The sequence below is a fragment of the Microvirga sp. jy35 genome (assembly GCF_056148915.1).
On the sequence record NZ_JBWBEW010000002.1, the window covers coordinates 222,462 to 238,703 of the forward strand.

Below are 16,242 nucleotides of genomic sequence, written 5' to 3' on the forward strand. Positions count from 1 at the left end.
CAAGGCCATTGATCTATGTCTTTGTCTGTTGCCTACAACACGGCACGTTCATCGCTCCAGGCGTCGCAATCGCAGATGGCGGTTGTGTCGCGCAATACGGTCGGTGCTTCGGACCCGAACTACTCACGCAAGATCGGGGCGCTAACGACGACGGGTGGATTCGCCCGGATCACGGTGCTTCGGGCGAGCGACAGCGCCCTTTTGTCGAAGATGCTGGAGACCACCTCCAGTGCCGCAACCCAGAAGGCGCTGCTCGAAGGGCTGCAAAAGCTCAGCGCGACCATTGGCGATACGGAGCTCGATCAATCGCCGGCGGCTCGCATGGGAGCTCTGAACAGCGCGCTCCAACAATACGCGAATGCACCGGACAATCCTGATCTCGCTCAGGCGGTCGTCAAGGCCGCCACAGAGATGGCGACGAGCCTCAACGATGCCACATCCACGGTTCAGGCCGTCCGCCTGGAAGCCGACGGCCAGATCGGGGATTCGGTTGCGCGCATCAACGACCTACTTCTCAAATACGAGAAGGCAAACAACCAAGTGATGAGCGGATCGGCTCTTGGAGCCGATGTGAGCGACGCGATGGACCAGCGTGACAGCCTCATCGCGCAGCTGTCCGAGGAGATCGGCATCACGGTCGCTCCCCGCGCAGGCAACGATGTTGCTCTCTACACGGATAGCGGTGTCCCGCTCTTCGACCGGTCTCCGCGGACCGTGACGTTCGCGCGCACGACCGTGTTCGGACCTGCGGTGACGGGAGCGGATGTGTTCATCGACGGCATCCGCGTCACGGGACCGGGTGCGCCGATGCCGCTGAATTCCGGCAACCTTGCGGGGCTGACCCAGCTGCGTGACGACATCACCACAACCTACCAGGGACAGCTCGACGAAATCGCCCGCACCCTTGTCGAGGCCTTCGCGGAGAAGGACCAGACGGTGCCGCCAGATGTGGACAAGCCTGGTGTCTTCACCTATCCGGCTGGCAAAACTGTGCCTGGAACGCCGGCTCCGATCGGGCTCGCCGGGGTGCTGCGGGTGAACGCTGCGGTCAATCCGGCTGAGGGCGGAAAGTTCGAGCTGATCCGCGATGGCGGCATCAACGGAGATGACTACGCCTACAACCGGGCCACCAGCCCGAATGCTGCATTCTCCGAGCGCCTCTCCGGGCTTGTGGATGCCATGTCGGTGAAGCGTCCGATCAACACCGGCCTGGGATTCGGCCCACAGGCATCGCTTCTCAGCCTTACCTCATCGTCGGGCAGCTGGCTTGAGGCGACGCGTCAGAGTGCGCATCAGCGGGTGGAGTATCAGACGACCCTTCTCGGCCATGCATCCGAGGCGCTGTCCAATGCGACGGACGTGAACATGGATGACGAGACTGCACTCATGCTGCAGCTGGAGAAATCCTATTCCGCTTCGGCCAAGCTGCTCTCCGTCATCGATCAGATGCTCAAGACACTCCTCAGCGTGGTGGGCTAATCCATGAGAACGACTTTTGTCTCGACTCTGGCGCTCTGGAATTCATCCAAAACGTCGCTCGACAAGCTGCAGACAGGCCTTGTGAAGGCAAACAAGGAGCTTGTCACCGGCCGCGAGTCCGATGTGGGCTTGAAGCTCGGCTACAAGACCGGCCAGACTCTCTCCTTGCGCCAGGATCGAGCTGAGATCGACGCCCTGATCGACAGCAATGCCTCGATCCTGCTTCGGATGAATTCGAGCACGACAGCCCTCGATCAGGTGCGGACCAACGGCGACAAGTTCATGGATGCGCTCATTGCGACGCCGCTGAGTTCGTCGAGCCTTTCGACAATCATGTATCAGGCGAAAGCCAATCTCCAAAGCATGACGTCGTCGATGAACAGCAACGTGGGCGGTCAGTACATCTTCGGCGGCATCAACTCGCAGGAAAAACCACTCAACGACTACTCGGGCGGAACGCCTCCTCTGCGCGCGAGTGTCAGCATTCCCGTGTCGGGCTTGTCAGCCAACGATGTCATCAGCTTTAGTGTGGGCGGCGCTCCAGACCAGGTCTTCACTGTCATCGGAGAGACCACCGTCGACGATCTTGTCGCGTCCATTAACGCAGCGGTCACGGCGAACACCCTCAGCGGCGTAGAGGCATCCCGCGATCCGGTGACCGGCAATCTCGTGCTGAAATCGACCGATCCGACGGGCAAGATCGATGTGACGGGCTCCTTCACGAATGTGGACGGAACCGGAGTCCCGGTCGCGGGAGCCGTCACGCGAAGCCCTCAAGCCGCTGTCGCCTCGGCCTTCAGGTCGACCTTCGGGTTCGGGTTGGATGACGCTGCCGTATCGACGATTACGCCCGGCGATATGAGAGCCTTCCTGGAAGGTTCTTTCGCGGCGCTTTTCGAAGGGACCAACTGGCAGGACTGGTCGAACGCATCGAGCCAGAACATTCAAAGCAAGATCTCCGCAACGGAAAAGGTGGAGGCATCCACCAACGCCAATGGTCAGGGGATCCAGAAAATGGCGATGGCCTATACGATGATCTCCGAACTCGGCCTCGATCGTCTGGGTGAGAGTACCCGGGAAACTCTCGTCAACAAAGCGATTGCGACCTTCTCCGAGGCCACTACGGGCGTGACCATCATGCAATCGAAGCTTGGAGCCGTTCAGGAGAAGGTTGAGGAGGCTGACGAGCGGATGAGCCTGCAGAAGGATATTTTCGACGCGAAGATCATCCATCTGGAGGCGGTCGATCCGGCCGAGGCGAAGATCAGGGTCGACCGGCTGATGACGCAAATCCAGACGTCCTACTCCCTGACGGCACAACTCAGGACCATGAGCCTGATCAACTATTTGTAATGGGTGGAGTGAAGTATGTACCGTTTCTCCTACGCCGAAGTCATTGAGGACTCCTCCAGAGATTGCCGCGACCGCGAATACCAGCTTTTCGATCGGGCCATCACCATGCTGAAGGCGGCTAAAGGCAAGCCGTCACAGTCCCAGGAAATGCTTGAGGCCATCGTCTTCGTTCAGCGTCTCTGGACCTATCTGATCAAGGATATCGGCCATCCTGATAATGGGCTCCCGGATAAACTGAAGGGACAACTCATTTCCATCGGCCTCTGGATCATGCGTGAGTCCGATCGCGTGGTCAGAGGTGAACACAACAATCTTGAAGCTCTGATCGATATCAATGCCATGATCCAGGAAGGCCTGAAATGAAAGCGAAGATGCGGTTTTCCCTCAAGGCGGGCGAGCGGATTTTCATCAATGGCGCGGTGCTGACGGTGAGCCAGAAGGTCACCTTGAGCCTTCTGAACGAAGCGCGCTTCCTCCTGGAGAGCCATGTGCTTCAGGTTGCGGAAGCAACCACGCCGATGCGCCAGCTCTATTTCGTCGCGCAGTCCATCCTGATCAACCCCCAGGAAGCCGACAAGGTGATGGGCGCCTTCCGCAAGCTTTACGACTCGATCCTCTTGGTCGCAGCGGACGAGCCCACGAAGGAGGCCCTTCGCAGGGCAGGCGATCTGGTCGAGGCGGATCGGATCTTCGAGGCTCTCAAGCTCATCAGGACCCTGTTCGAGCCGGAGGAGCTCTCAGTCACTCCAGTCCCTGCAGCCGTCCAGGCCGCCTAACCGGGAGTCTTACGATGAATGTGACCTCCGTATCATCGCCTGTCGCAAGCCGGTCGGGTGCGACCGGCCAGTCGACCGCTACGGCGACCTACGACAACTTCCTGAAGCTCCTGATGGCCCAGATGAAAAATCAGGACCCGACGGAGCCCATGAAGTCGACTGAATACATGGCTCAGCTCGCGACCTTCTCCCAGGTCGAGCAGACGGTGCAGAGCAACGCCAAGCTCGATGCGCTGCTCGCGTCGTCGGCTCTCGCCCAGGCCGACAGCGTGATCGGCCGGACCGTGACGACGGCAGACGGCAAGATCTCGGGCAAGGTGGACTCGGTGATCATCACCAACGAAGGCGCCGTCGCCAAGCTGACGGGTGGCGCCAACGTTCTGCTCGGCCCGGGCATCGTGGTGAGCTGACATGAACGAGGTCGACGCCTTGGAACTGGTCCGCGCCGCAATCTGGACCGTCATCATCGGAGCCGGCCCCGCCGTGGCCGCCGCCATGGTGATCGGCATCGTCATCGCCTTGATTCAGGCACTGACTCAGATCCAGGAGGTCACCCTCACGTTCATTCCGAAGATCATCGCGATCCTGGTCGTCACGCTGGTGACGGGTTCCTTCGTCGGCTCCCAGATCTTCGCGTTCACTGAACTTGTCTACGGCCGGATTGTAACAGGGTTTTAAAAGCCTAAGTTCTTTGCCGAACGGGGCGCGATATTCTCCCGCTCCCCAACGGCTTGCGACCTCCGCGCAAGCTTCATGGTGCATCTGTCAGGCTCAACGTTCAATCGGTGAGCTGACAGGCACATGGAAGCAGTTCAAACTACAGCGCTGAGCCGCGGCAGGGATGTGGCCTTCGCCGGCGGCGTGGTGGCTATTCTGGCCATTCTCTTCCTTCCGATTCCTCCCCTACTGATCGATATGGGCCTTGCCCTCTCGGTCGCCATGTCCGTCCTGATCCTGATGGTGGCTCTCTGGATTCACAAGCCGCTTGAATTTTCGGCTTTTCCGACGGTCCTTCTCATCGTGACCCTGTTGCGTCTCGCTCTGAGCATCGCATCGACCCGCCTGATCCTCTCCGAAGGTCACAAGGGCATCGATGCGGCCGGACACGTGATCAGCGGCTTCTCCCAGTTCGTGATGAGCGGCGACTTCGTTATCGGTATCGTCGTCTTCATCATTCTCATCACCGTCAACTTCCTGGTCATTACCAAGGGCGCGACCCGAATCGCGGAGGTCGGTGCTCGCTTCACCCTCGATGCCATCCCCGGCAAGCAGATGGCCATTGACGCGGATTTGTCTGCGGGCCTGATCGATGAGAAGGAAGCTCAGAAGCGGCGGCGTGAGCTCGAGGAGGAGAGTGCCTTCTTCGGTTCAATGGACGGCGCCTCCAAGTTCGTCCGCGGTGAGGCCATCGCGAGCCTGATCACGATCGCGGTCAACATCTTCGGCGGGATCATCATCGGTGTGACCCGGCACGGCATGGAGCTGTCCAAGGCCGCCGACGTGTTCACGCAGCTCTCCGTGGGTGACGGCCTCGTCAGCCAGATCCCGGCACTGGTGGTCTCCCTCGCAGCCGGCCTTCTCGTCTCGAAGGGCGGAACGCGCGGGCAGGCGCAGGAGGCGGTTCTCGATCAGCTGGGAGCCTATCCGCGGGCCCTGATGGTGTCTGCTGCCCTGATGTTCGTGTTCGCCATCATGCCTGGCCTTCCCATGATCCCCTTCCTAGCGCTGGGCGGCTGCATGGGCTTCATCGCCTATTCGATCCCGAGGCAGAGAGCCGACCTGGAAGCGAAGGCTAAGGTCAAGGTCGCCGAGGAGCAGCAGAAGAACTTGCTGGAGTCGCGGGATTCGGTGAAGGAGTCCCTGAAGCTGGCCGAAATCGAGGTATGCCTCGGCAAGCATCTCGCGTCCTATCTCGCAAGCTCACATGGGGACCTGGCGCACCGCGTCGGCAAGATGCGCAAGAAGTTCGCGCAGGATTACGGCTTCGTCCTTCCGGATGTGAAGCTCTCCGACAGCCTGATGATCCCGCCGAAGAGCTATCAGATCAAGATCCACGGAACCGTGGTGGCGACGCAGGAAATCCGGCCGGGCGATCTTCTCGTCGTGCTCGGTGACGGCCCGATGCCGGACGTTCCGGGTGACGAGGTCCGCGAGCCTGCTTTCGGAATGAAGGCTCTGTGGATCTCCGACGTCTATGTGGGCGAGATCAAGCGGCAGGGTTTCACGGCCGTCGATGGCGGCTCGGTTCTGCTCACGCATCTGAGCGAGGTGATCCGCAACAACCTGCCGCAGCTTCTCTCCTACAAAGACGTTCGCAATCTCCTGGATGGCCTCGACACGGAGTACAAGAGGCTGCTGGATGATATCTGCCCTTCGCAGATCTCCTATTCGGGGCTCCAGGCCGTGCTGAAGCTCCTGCTGGCCGAGCGGGTCTCGATCCGAAACTTGAGCCTCATTCTTGAAGCGATCGCGGAGATTGCCCCGCATGCGCGGCGTGCCGAGCAGCTGGTTGAGCATGTTCGGGTGCGCATTGCGCAGCAGATCTGCGGCGATCTGGCGGAAGGCGGCGCCCTCAACGTGCTGCGCCTGGGCAACAAGTGGGACATCGCCTTCCATCAGAGCCTGAAGCGGGACGCAAAGGGCGACGTGGTCGAGTTCGATATCGACCCACGCCTTGTAGAGCAGTTCGGCACCGAAGCCTCCGATGCGATCAAGGCCCGGATGGGGCAGGTTCAGACCTTCGCCATCGTCACGGCGCCGGACGCGCGCCCCTATGTGCGGATGATCATCGAGCGCATGTTCTCTTCGCTGCCCGTGCTGTCCCACCTGGAAATCGCGCGCGGTGTGGAGGTCAACGCGCTCGGGACGATTTCGTGACTGAAGCCTCTTCCGAGATCCTGCTCGGCATCTTCCTGATCTTCTGCCGGGTTGGCGGCTGCCTGCTCATCGCCCCCGGCTTCTCAAGCTTCCGCATTTCGATGCAGGTGCGCCTGTTCATCGCCCTGACAACCAGTCTCGCCCTGGCGCCCGTCCTGCTGACGAAATTCAGCGGTGGCGCCGCCGGTCTTGCGCCCGCCGCGATGTTCGTCTCGATTGGGTCCGAGTTGCTGACAGGCCTCCTTATCGGGCTGTTGGGGCGGGTCTACTTTCTGGCTCTGCAGACCATGCTGAGCGCCGTCGCCATGGCCTTGAGCCTCGGCGGCATGCCCGGAACTCCGATCGATGAGGCTGAGCCGCTTCCGCCGATCAGCTCCTTCATAATGATGGCGGCTACGGCGATCCTGTTCTTCTCCGACCTGCATTGGGAGCTCTACCGCGGCATCGTGGAGTCCTATACGCGACTGCCGATGGGAGTGGGATTCGGAAACCGCTTGTCTCTGAACCAACTGGTGGACCAGATCGCCGCGGCCTTCGTGCTGGCACTCAGGATCAGCAGCCCGTTTATCGTCTATTCCGTCATCGTCAACTTGGCCGTGGGGCTCACCAACAAGCTGACGCCGCAGATCCCGGTCTACTTTTTGGCGACACCCTTCATCATGCTCGGTGGCCTGTTCATCATGTACTTCGCCGCCCACGATTACGTTCTTCTCTTCATCGACGCCTTCTCCGTCTGGCTTCGAAACGGATAGGTGACATGAAGCAGCGCATCCGAAAGATAAACCGCATCCTGAAGGTGCAGGAACGTCTCAAGCAGGAAGCCGAGCTGAAGGTCTCGCTTCTCGAAAGAGAAGCTGCAGAACTGAGAACGGCGCAGGAAGCCATTATTCACTCGATGAACGATCACGATACGCTCCACGGCCTGTTCGTGGATGTGGCCGCCAAGCGCTTGCAGGCTCTGTCCATGCGGGAAGGCCAGGTAGAAAAGGCAAAGGCGGCCCAGAAAGCCGTTGCTCTGGATAAGGCCATGCAGGCGAAGCGGACGGAGAAGATGCTGACGAACCTCAAAGGCCAGGATCGGCGTGAGATGGAGAAGAAGGATCTCGCTGCGATTCTCGAAACGCTTGCAAAGGGCAGCAGCGCAAGCTTCCCGTAAGCTAGCCGATGTAAAAAGAGCCGAACGCAAGAACCGAGAGTCACGCGATGGCGATCAGCCCGCCCTCAGATATTATCAGCGACGTTGCAAGAGCAGCCGATCCGGCACGCCTTCAGGCCGCTTCGCGCAAGCTCACGGAGGGAGCCTCACCGGCGGAAGGCGCAAGCTTCGACGACGCCGTGAAGGCAGCCGCGGACAGGCCGCTCATGATGCCCGGGGCCGACATTTATTCCCTGCGCAACTCGTTGCGCAACGATGCTGAGACCGCGAACGCCGATAAAGTGCGCAAGGCTCATCAGGATTTCGAGGCCTACATCCTGCAAACCTTCGTCGAGTCGATGTTGCCGAAGGATGCCGAGAATACCTACGGCAAGGGCAATGCGGGCTCGATCTGGAAATCCATGCTGGCCGAGCAGATCGGTGGGCAGCTGTCGAAGGCCGGCGGTATCGGGATCGCCGAGAGGCTTCTCGATGCCCGCAAGCACGGTCCGTCCGCTGCCGGGCCGCAGGTGCCGAGCCAATCGATGAACACCCTGCTCGGCAAGGTGTGACGCCAGCCGTGAAAGACCATACGAACAGAGGAATATGCCCATGTTGATGAAATCGCTGGACCGCCTTGAAGAGACGCTCGACATGGAAACATCGGCGCTCATGGCGCGGGATCTCTCCAACCTGGACGAGTTCAACCGCCGCAAGAGCCAGTGCCTCCTCGAGATCAGCCGTATCGTCCGGACGGCCGAAATCAGCGCCCTCGATCCCAAGGCGACCAAGCGTCTTCAGAACCTGCAGGGCAAGATCGAGCAGAACCAGGACATTCTCCGGCGCCACATGCATGCCGTGCAGGAGGTCGCCAGCATCATCTCGAATGCGATCCAGAAAGCTGAATCCGACAGCACCTATTCGGCTCATGTGGCCAGGACAGGTCACGGCGCATGATCAAGAACGTGATGGCGGGTTTCTGGGTTTGCGCCGTCACGCTGGCCTCGTGCTATGCGGCGGTGACATGGACCGTCGGGAAGGCACCCGTCGAGGACAAGGGAAGCTATGAAGGCCTGCAGTACAAGAAGCTGCCGGCAATGAACATTCCGGTCATTGCCGAGGGAGCCGTCCAGGGGTACGTGATCGCCAATCTCGTCTTCACGGCCGATGCCAAGACGTTGCGGGAGATCTCGATTCCACCCGAAGCCTTCATTCAGGACGAGGTATTCCGGTATGTCTATGCCGACGAGACCCTCGATTTCAAGAAACTGTCCCGCTACAACGTCAACGGGATGATCAGTAACGTTCGAGACAAAATCAACAAGCGTCTGGGTGCCGAGATCGTCAAGGAAATCCTGGTCGAAAATTTCAACTTCGTCGACAAGTCCGCCATTCGCTCCTAGCCAATCTGCGCTCCGCCGGGAGCCGAACTGCTCGGGGACAGGAAGCTTTTCAAATGAGTTATTGTCTAATCATTGATGACTCGCGCGTCATCCGGAAGGTCTCCCGCGAAATCGCCGAAGGGTTGGCCTTCCGCGTTTCCGAGGCGGAGAACGGGGAGGTGGGGCTCCAGGCGTGCCAGGCAGAGATGCCGGACGTGATCCTCCTGGACTGGAACATGCCCGTCATGGACGGGTACAGCTTCCTCAAGCATCTGCGTGCAACGCCGGAGGGGCAGGCTCCCAAGGTCGTGTTCTGCACGACGGAGAACGATATCGATCATATCACGCGAGCTTTGGACGCAGGAGCGAACGAGTACATCATGAAGCCGTTCGACAGGGATATCCTCGCAGCCAAGTTCCAGGAACTCGGCGTCCTTCCCGCCTCCCATTCAGCGTGATTTCATGTCGCTTGCTCCTGTCATTCAGCCTGGTCCTGCTCAGAGCCGGCCGACCCGCGTCATGATCGTCGACGACAGTGCCGTTATCCGCGGGATGATCGCGCGCTGGCTCACCGAGGCTGGAGGCTTCGAGATCGTCGCCACGGCATCCAACGGGCGCATGGCGGTCGATGCCGCCGAGCGCTCCAAGCCCGAGATCATCCTCCTCGACATCGAAATGCCGGAAGTCGACGGCCTCGCGGCTCTTCCGATGATCCTCAAGGTGCATCCGGCGAGCAAGGTCATCGTCATCTCGACCTTGACGCTGAGAAATGCGGAAATCTCCCTGAATTGCCTTTCCCTGGGGGCGGTCGATTATTTGGCAAAGCCGGAAAGCGCCCGCGCGGCAGGTGCGGCGGCCGACTTCCAGCGCGACCTTATCGCGAAGCTTCGCGCTCTTGGCGAGGCGAAGGGACGCCAGGCGAGAGCGCCGGCACCCGTTTTGCCGGTTCCGTCGAAGCCATTTACTCCGCCTGCTGCGAAGCCCGGCGCGGTGAGGCCGCAATGCCTGCTGATCGGATCCTCCACCGGCGGTCCGCGTGCGGTCGAACGGGTTCTGCTCGATCTCAAGCCCGCCCTCTCCAGCATCCCGGTGCTGATCGTGCAGCACATGCCTGCCATGTTCACGGCCGTCTTTGCCGAGCACCTGCAATCGTTCCTCTCCGTTCCGGCCCGTGAGGCAAAGGACGGAGACGTTGTCACTCCTGGAACGATCCTTGTCGCTCCAGGCGGGCGGCACATGGGTGTGGTCTCGTCGAGCGGCAGGGCCGTCATCCGGCTGAACGATGGACCGCCCGAGAACTTCTGCCGACCCGCCGTTGACGTGCTCTTCCGAGAAGCGGCAGGCGTGTTCGGCGCCTCGGTCATTGCGGCCGTGCTCACCGGCATGGGATCCGACGGAACGCACGGAGCACGCCTTCTCGCGAAGGCAGGCGCCACGATCATCGCCCAGGACGAAGCCACGAGCATCGTTTGGGGAATGCCGGGAAGCGTCGTGAAGGCCGGTCTGGCCCACGAGGTTCTTCCCTTGGAATCCATCGGCCGCTCTCTGAAGGGCCATATCACCGGATCTTCGAAATGACCGAGGCCGAACTCGACGCCCTGCGCGCCTTTCTCAAAGCCCGTTCGGGCCTGGCGCTGTCTGCGGACAAACGGTATCTCGTGGAGAGCCGTCTCTCGTCCGTCTGCACGCGCTTCAAGATCGACAGCCTGTCGCATCTGGTGCGCGAGATCAGGGCAGGGCGGTCGATCGCGCTGGAGAAGGCCACCGTCGACGCGATGACCACGAACGAAACCTTCTTCTTCCGAGACAAGTCGCCATTCGATCTGTTCCAGGAGGTCCTGCTGCCGAAATACCTGAAGGAGCGGGCATCGACCCGAAGGCTCCGGATCTGGTGTGCGGCGGCTTCCACCGGCCAGGAGCCGTATTCGCTCGCCATGCTGCTCAAGGAGGCCGCGCCTCGCATGCCGGGCTGGCACATCGACATCGTGGCGTCCGACATCTCCAACGAGGTTCTGGAGAGGGCGAAGGCGGGCTTCTACAACCAGTTCGAGGTGCAGCGCGGCCTGCCGATCCGCTTCCTGGTCAAATACTTCACCCAGGTGGGCGACCAGTGGCAGATTGCGCCTGAGATCCGCAGCATGGTGGATTTCCGGTACCTGAACCTGATCGAGGATTTCAATCGCCTGGGCCAGTTCGATATCGTCTATTGCCGCAACGTGCTGATCTACTTCGACGCCAACCTGAAGGCCGATGTGCTGCGCCGGATCGCCAACGTCATGACGCCCGACGGCTCCCTGCTGCTCGGTGCCTCGGAGACGGTGCTCGGCGTGACCGACGCTCTGACGCTCGATCCGGCTCATCGGGGACTGTATTCCAAGAACGTTTCAAGCGCTGCGCCGAAGATGTTCGCCGTCGGTGGGCGATAACCCGGATGAGAACACACATTCATCTTAGCTCTGCCTTCGTCGATGGCGTTGTTTGAGGTTTGAATGGCGTGCTGGGCAAGTAAATGGCTCTGCCTTTTATAGTTAATGGAAGATTAACAGCAAAAATTGTGTTCCAACTTCGTTTTCGATGCTTGACGCTGGAAGGTGAGGTTGGTAGACAAGAGCTGCAAGCACCGCAGACGGAGAACTTAAAAGATCTCCAGGTGCAGAGAAAGCACTATGGTACGCCTTCGCAGGAAGGCCAGGCATGATGCCATTCCATTTTGCCGGTAAAAGCCCGGATGTCATGTGAGCAGCGGATCGAGATTCTCTCGAGGCATGAAGCCATTCCGCTGGGTCGGTTAGATCCCGACATTCCCTGAAAATCACATCATTCAAGGAAGAAGCACATGTCTTCGATCAACACAAACCTTTCCGCCATGACTGCCCTGCAGGCTCTCAAGAGCACGCAGAATGCCATGAACAAGAACCAGAACCAGATCTCCACGGGTCTGCGCGTCGGAGAGGCCTCCCACAACGCTTCCTACTGGTCGATCTCGACGCAAATGAAGTCGGACAACGGCGCTCTCGGCGCTGTGAAGGACTCCATCAAGCAGTCGAAGGCGATGATCAACACCTTCACGTCGGCGCTCGACAAGTCGCTGACCTATCTCAACAAGATGAAGGAAGGCCTCGTTGCCGCAACTCAGCCTGGCGCGGATCTGGCTAAGATCCAGACGGAGTTCGATGCTCACATCGCCGGTATGAAGAGCACCGCCGAGTCGGCTCAGTTCAACGGCCAGAACTGGCTCAAGGGCGATAAGAGCGCTCCGGCTGCCGTCCTGACGACCAATCTTGTGGTGTCTTACAACGGAACGGACAACTCCGTCGGCACTCTCGGCATCAATACCGCCGACACCATCCTGTTCGACAGCCGGGCGACCGGAACCAAGACCGGTCTTTTGGATAATGTCGCAACCAGCATTGCGACGATCGCCCCGACCAGAGCAGGTGTAGCCTCTACTCCGGCGACAGCTGCTCCCACGACGCTGGCCTGGACGCCTGACAAACTGGAAATTGCTGAAGGAAACAAGATCACTTTCAGCGTTGGTGGAGTTGAGAAGTCCTACACGATGGTGGCTGGCGAGACGACCGCGACTCTCACAGCAGCGATCGATAGTCTTTCTACCGATGAGGCTGCTGCGTGGAATGCCACCACTGGGCTAACTATCACCTCGGCAGCAAATAACGTCGTCATGAGCGGCACGTTCCAATCTGGTGAGATTGCGCAGGCTCTGAAGAACATCGATACGGCCATTGCAAGCGTCACGAAGGGCTCAGCGATCCTCGGTGCCAACAAGGCACTCCTGGAAACCCAGGAAGAGTTCATCAGCACCCTCTCCGACTCGCTCACCGCTGGCGTCAGCGCCTTCATCGACGCCGACATGAACGAGGCTTCGACCCGCAACCAGGCTCTGCAAACCCAGCAGCAGCTCGGCGTGCAGGCTCTCTCGATGGCTAACCAGAACAGCCAGATGATCCTGAAGCTCTTCCAGTAAGAGTTTTAGTATCGACCTGAAGGGAGCCTCGCCTTGTGAAAGGCGGGGCTCCTTTCGTTCGGGAAGAGCGTATCATGTCCGTCATCCGATCATTTCGCTTTCCGTTCCGGCTCAAGCTGCTGGCCGCAGGGCTGACAGCCGGCATCCTCGGGATGGGGCTTTCCAGTGAGAGCCATGGATTGGCCACCTGGTTCGGCCCCTGGGACTATGTCTTGAGGCACGATGACGAGGGGCAGCCCCAGGCGGCCTTCGCCCGGTTGCGGGGAGAAAACGGCTCTCTGCTCTGGCTCACGTGCCAGCGCCTTGCATCGGAGCCCGATCAGCCCTCGACCCCTTTTACGACGGTCGCCGTTGTGCAGAAGCAGTTCCTGGGCCGGAGCAATCCGAATGGGAGAAGCACCGTCTACTGGTTCGACGACAATGGCCCCGAGGTCGGACACTGGATCTACCGCGACCGGCACGGCCAAATCCCGGATCCCGGTCAGGTGCGGGCCTTCATCGACAAGCTCGCCGGAGCGAAAAGCCTGACCATCGAGCTCTCGAACTATCGTTATGAGACGCAGCAGCACGAGTTCCGGTTTGACCCGAAAGACACCAGCAACGTCGCGGACAGGTTCAGGAAAGACTGCGCCGCTATCCTTCGCGAAAAAATCGATGATTCTTCGCTCGCCGAGTGACCGCCTGATTCAGAGCTGAAAGGGTCCGCCATGATCAGCACATCCACACGCTACCACCTCGTCACCCGGGATCTGGCACGGACGAAGTCCCTGATCGAGAAGGATCCGGCAACGAAGCGCGAGATCGAGTATTATCAGGCGAACATCAAGACCATCAAAACGATTGAAGACTTCGTCAAGAACGACCGCATCTTCAAGTTCGCCATGAAGGCCTATGGCTTGGAGGACATGGCCTACGCCAAGGGGCTCTTCAAGAAGCTGCTCCAGGAAGGCGTGACCGACCGCCTGAGCATGGCGAACAAGATGTCGAACCCGCTGTACAAGGAGTTCGCCAAAGCGTTCGACTTCAAGGCGAAGGGAGCTGCGGCAACGTCGGAGGCCAGTGCCACGACCGAGGCGGTGCAGAAATATATCCAGATGACCCTCGAGAAGAAGGAGGGCGATCAGAACCAGGGCGTGCAGCTCGCCATGTACTTCAAGCGCAAGGCTTCGTCAGTCACGACGACCATGGGTCTGCTCGCCGACAAAGCGCTTCTCAAATTCGTCCAGACCGCCTTCAATATCCCGCAGAATGCCTCCAAGGCTGATCTCGACATCCAGGTCCGCAACCTGGAGAAGCACATCAACATCAAGGATCTGCAGGACCCGAAGAAGGTCGACAAGCTGATCCAGCGCTTCAATGCCATGTGGGACGTGACCAATCCCAGCATGGCCACCGCTGCGCCGGTGCTGACGCTCTTCGATCAATCATCGGTCCAGCAGGGCTTCAGCGTGGACCTGATGATGAGCATCGCCAAGCTCCGTCCGGGCGGCTTCTGATCCGAGTGCCGCGCACCGCATGGGCGCGGCATCGCCATGACAGCTCCACCTTAAGGCAGAACGCTCACGATGATCCGTTCGGACACAGGGATGGTGTCCGACGGGGCATGGACGACGTATATGCCATGGCAGACCCGTGTGATTTTACGGACGGGAGTGTGGTGCTTGTCAGCGCCCGTCAGGTAGTTCACGGTGTAGAAGGGCTCGCCCCCCACATAAGCGGTCGTCTTGGTCTTGAAGACATAGCCCACCTGGCTGGGGTTGATCCGATACACGGATGTGGGCGGGCCATAGGCTGCAATGTGCGACGAAATCGGCTTTCCGATGTAGTCCGAACAGGACATCTCGGCGGCTTCATAGGTGGCCGTCGTGCAGGCGCCGGCACCGAAAGCAATCGCGAGTAAGGCGAGAATGGATCTCAAGCAGGCCTCCCAATGACCTGCGGAATGTATCATGGAAATTCTGGCGCTCCGATCCATTGCAATGAGCCTTCGCCTCTCTTGGTAAAGACGTGGCGCGTTTTGCCCGATGCCTTTCTCGCGAGCTACCCCTGCCTGCTCGTGCCAGTTTCGCACAAGGCTGCCGACGCATGATGCGCCCGGAACGACGATATCGTCGAACTCTGGGGGAAGCGGATGAGTATCATTCTGGTGCCGGTTATTGCCGGGTCGCTGATCGGGCTTGTGGGTACACCCACCATTCGCCTCATGGCATCTTCAAAAAGAGCCAGGACCTGGGCCAGAAGCCAGAGCGGGTTTCTGCGCCGTTACTGAAGAAGTCCGAGCGGGCATTGTGCGAAAAGATGCCGCCGCGGCGGGTTGCTCGGCGAGATCGGGGCGTTTCTTCAGGGCCAAGACGTTTTTGCATGCGGCAGAGTCGATTCCTGCGCTCCTCTTCATTCGAAGAGTATCGGCGCCCGGTTCATCGTTCTGTTGCTTGAAGTCAACACTGCGACATCGTTCTGAGATCTTCCCCCGAATCGCGCTTGCGCAGATCCCGTGCGGCTGACAGCTTTGATCAAAAGAAGCGGATGGGTGCGGGGCATGAACAGGATTGGAGTTTCAAAACAGACATGGAGGCGGCTCCTGGCCGTTGCGGGGCTTGGCGCCTCGATCCTGTCAAGTGTCGCTGCCGTTCATTCGGCTCATGCGTTTCCGCAGTCGAACCTGCCGGTCATGAACGCTGCCATCCTGTCAACCGGACAGGCCGGGCCGACGCCGGCCTGGATCGCGTTCTGCAAGCAGATGCCCGGCGAGTGCGCGCTCGATTCCTCAGAGCCCGCCATCATCGCGTTGGATCAGGCCACCTGGAAGCTCCTCGCCGATGTCAACGAGCGCGTGAACGCCAGGATCCTGCCGGTGACGGACCAGGAGCATTGGGGGGTGGCGGATCGCTGGGACTATCCCGATGACGGGATGGGGGACTGCGAGGACATCCAGATCCTGAAGCGCCGCGTGCTCATCGAGGCAGGCCTGCCTCGGCGAGCCCTGCGGATGACGGTGGTCATCGACGAGCTCGGCGCCGGCCATGCAGTGCTGATGGCGCGCACCGATCGCGGCGACTACATCCTGGACAACAAGCGTGCGGCCGTTCTGTCCTGGCAGGATACCGGCTACCGTTATGTGAAGCGGGAAGGGTCGGAGGGCACGGCCTGGGTGTGGCTCGGCAATCAGGCGGCCCCGATCGTGACGGCCACCAAATAAGCAGGATGATCGAGCCATCGCATGAGCGCGGGAGCCGCGCTCATGCGGGCAAAGAT

20 protein-coding genes are annotated in these 16,242 nt (G+C 60.1%); 19 read left to right on the forward strand and 1 reads right to left on the reverse strand.

Going from position 1 to position 16,242, the window contains the following annotated elements:
• Positions 1-15: 15 nt before the first annotated feature.
• From flgK to AC0QTX_RS02855, 18 genes are all read left to right on the forward strand, one after another.
• Positions 16-1,479: a flagellar hook-associated protein FlgK gene (gene flgK, locus AC0QTX_RS02770; protein WP_474602295.1), complete on the forward strand. Its 1,464-nt coding sequence runs from the start codon at positions 16-18 to the stop codon at positions 1,477-1,479.
• 3 nt (positions 1,480-1,482) lie between these two features.
• Positions 1,483-2,832, forward strand: a complete 1,350-nt coding sequence (locus AC0QTX_RS02775) for a flagellin (protein WP_474602296.1) — start codon at positions 1,483-1,485, stop codon at positions 2,830-2,832.
• A 15-nt stretch (positions 2,833-2,847) separates the two neighbouring features.
• Entirely contained in the window at positions 2,848-3,195 is a 348-nt protein-coding gene (flaF, locus tag AC0QTX_RS02780) for a flagellar biosynthesis regulator FlaF (RefSeq protein WP_474602297.1), read from the forward strand.
• Complete coding sequence (gene flbT, locus AC0QTX_RS02785; RefSeq protein ID WP_474602298.1) at positions 3,192-3,608, forward strand: flagellar biosynthesis repressor FlbT; 417 nt, start codon at positions 3,192-3,194, stop codon at positions 3,606-3,608. Before flaF ends, flbT begins: the two co-directional genes overlap by 4 nt.
• Positions 3,609-3,622: 14 nt before the next feature.
• The gene (gene flgD, locus AC0QTX_RS02790) at positions 3,623-4,018 is read left to right on the forward strand and encodes a flagellar hook assembly protein FlgD (RefSeq protein ID WP_474602299.1); all 396 of its coding nucleotides are present in this window, start codon (positions 3,623-3,625) and stop codon (positions 4,016-4,018) included.
• A gap of 1 nt (position 4,019) precedes the next feature.
• Positions 4,020-4,286, forward strand: coding sequence for a flagellar biosynthetic protein FliQ (locus tag AC0QTX_RS02795; protein ID WP_204238942.1), 267 nt, complete (start codon positions 4,020-4,022; stop codon positions 4,284-4,286).
• A 123-nt stretch (positions 4,287-4,409) separates the two neighbouring features.
• On the forward strand, positions 4,410-6,485 hold the full coding sequence (gene flhA / locus AC0QTX_RS02800; protein ID WP_474602300.1) for a flagellar biosynthesis protein FlhA: 2,076 nt from the start codon (positions 4,410-4,412) through the stop codon (positions 6,483-6,485).
• On the forward strand, positions 6,482-7,237 hold the full coding sequence (fliR, locus tag AC0QTX_RS02805) for a flagellar biosynthesis protein FliR (RefSeq protein WP_474602301.1): 756 nt from the start codon (positions 6,482-6,484) through the stop codon (positions 7,235-7,237). The genes flhA and fliR overlap by 4 nt, the downstream gene beginning before the upstream one ends.
• A 5-nt stretch (positions 7,238-7,242) precedes the next feature.
• Complete coding sequence (locus tag AC0QTX_RS02810) at positions 7,243-7,641, forward strand: hypothetical protein (protein WP_474602302.1); 399 nt, start codon at positions 7,243-7,245, stop codon at positions 7,639-7,641.
• Positions 7,642-7,688: 47 nt separating this feature from the next.
• Positions 7,689-8,192 carry a rod-binding protein gene (locus AC0QTX_RS02815; protein WP_474602303.1) on the forward strand — a complete coding sequence of 168 codons (504 nt, stop codon included), beginning with the start codon at positions 7,689-7,691 and terminating at the stop codon, positions 8,190-8,192.
• A gap of 40 nt (positions 8,193-8,232) precedes the next feature.
• Positions 8,233-8,577, forward strand: a complete 345-nt coding sequence (locus AC0QTX_RS02820) for a flagellar protein FlgN (RefSeq protein WP_474602304.1) — start codon at positions 8,233-8,235, stop codon at positions 8,575-8,577.
• Positions 8,574-9,023: a hypothetical protein gene (locus AC0QTX_RS02825; RefSeq protein ID WP_474602305.1), complete on the forward strand. Its 450-nt coding sequence runs from the start codon at positions 8,574-8,576 to the stop codon at positions 9,021-9,023. Before AC0QTX_RS02820 ends, AC0QTX_RS02825 begins: the two co-directional genes overlap by 4 nt.
• Positions 9,024-9,076: 53 nt before the next feature.
• Positions 9,077-9,460 (forward strand): response regulator, encoded by a 384-nt coding sequence (locus AC0QTX_RS02830; protein WP_474602306.1) that lies wholly within the window; start codon positions 9,077-9,079, stop codon positions 9,458-9,460.
• 4 nt (positions 9,461-9,464) lie between these two features.
• Positions 9,465-10,580, forward strand: a complete 1,116-nt coding sequence (locus tag AC0QTX_RS02835) for a protein-glutamate methylesterase/protein-glutamine glutaminase (RefSeq protein WP_474602307.1) — start codon at positions 9,465-9,467, stop codon at positions 10,578-10,580.
• The gene (locus tag AC0QTX_RS02840) at positions 10,577-11,428 is read left to right on the forward strand and encodes a CheR family methyltransferase (protein WP_474602308.1); all 852 of its coding nucleotides are present in this window, start codon (positions 10,577-10,579) and stop codon (positions 11,426-11,428) included. Before AC0QTX_RS02835 ends, AC0QTX_RS02840 begins: the two co-directional genes overlap by 4 nt.
• A 410-nt stretch (positions 11,429-11,838) precedes the next feature.
• Entirely contained in the window at positions 11,839-12,987 is a 1,149-nt protein-coding gene (locus AC0QTX_RS02845) for a flagellin N-terminal helical domain-containing protein (protein ID WP_474602309.1), read from the forward strand.
• Between the two features lie 74 nt (positions 12,988-13,061).
• Complete coding sequence (locus AC0QTX_RS02850; RefSeq protein ID WP_474602310.1) at positions 13,062-13,664, forward strand: hypothetical protein; 603 nt, start codon at positions 13,062-13,064, stop codon at positions 13,662-13,664.
• 30 nt (positions 13,665-13,694) lie between these two features.
• The gene (locus tag AC0QTX_RS02855; protein WP_474602311.1) at positions 13,695-14,483 is read left to right on the forward strand and encodes a DUF1217 domain-containing protein; all 789 of its coding nucleotides are present in this window, start codon (positions 13,695-13,697) and stop codon (positions 14,481-14,483) included.
• Between the two features lie 50 nt (positions 14,484-14,533).
• Here the strand turns inward: AC0QTX_RS02855 and AC0QTX_RS02860 are convergent, their stop codons facing one another.
• Complete coding sequence (locus tag AC0QTX_RS02860) at positions 14,534-14,905, reverse strand: hypothetical protein (RefSeq protein WP_474602312.1); 372 nt, start codon at positions 14,903-14,905, stop codon at positions 14,534-14,536.
• Between the two features lie 621 nt (positions 14,906-15,526).
• On the opposite strand from AC0QTX_RS02860, the gene AC0QTX_RS02865 reads away from it, so the two are divergent.
• Positions 15,527-16,186: a transglutaminase-like cysteine peptidase gene (locus AC0QTX_RS02865; protein ID WP_474602313.1), complete on the forward strand. Its 660-nt coding sequence runs from the start codon at positions 15,527-15,529 to the stop codon at positions 16,184-16,186.
• Positions 16,187-16,242 lie beyond the last annotated feature (56 nt).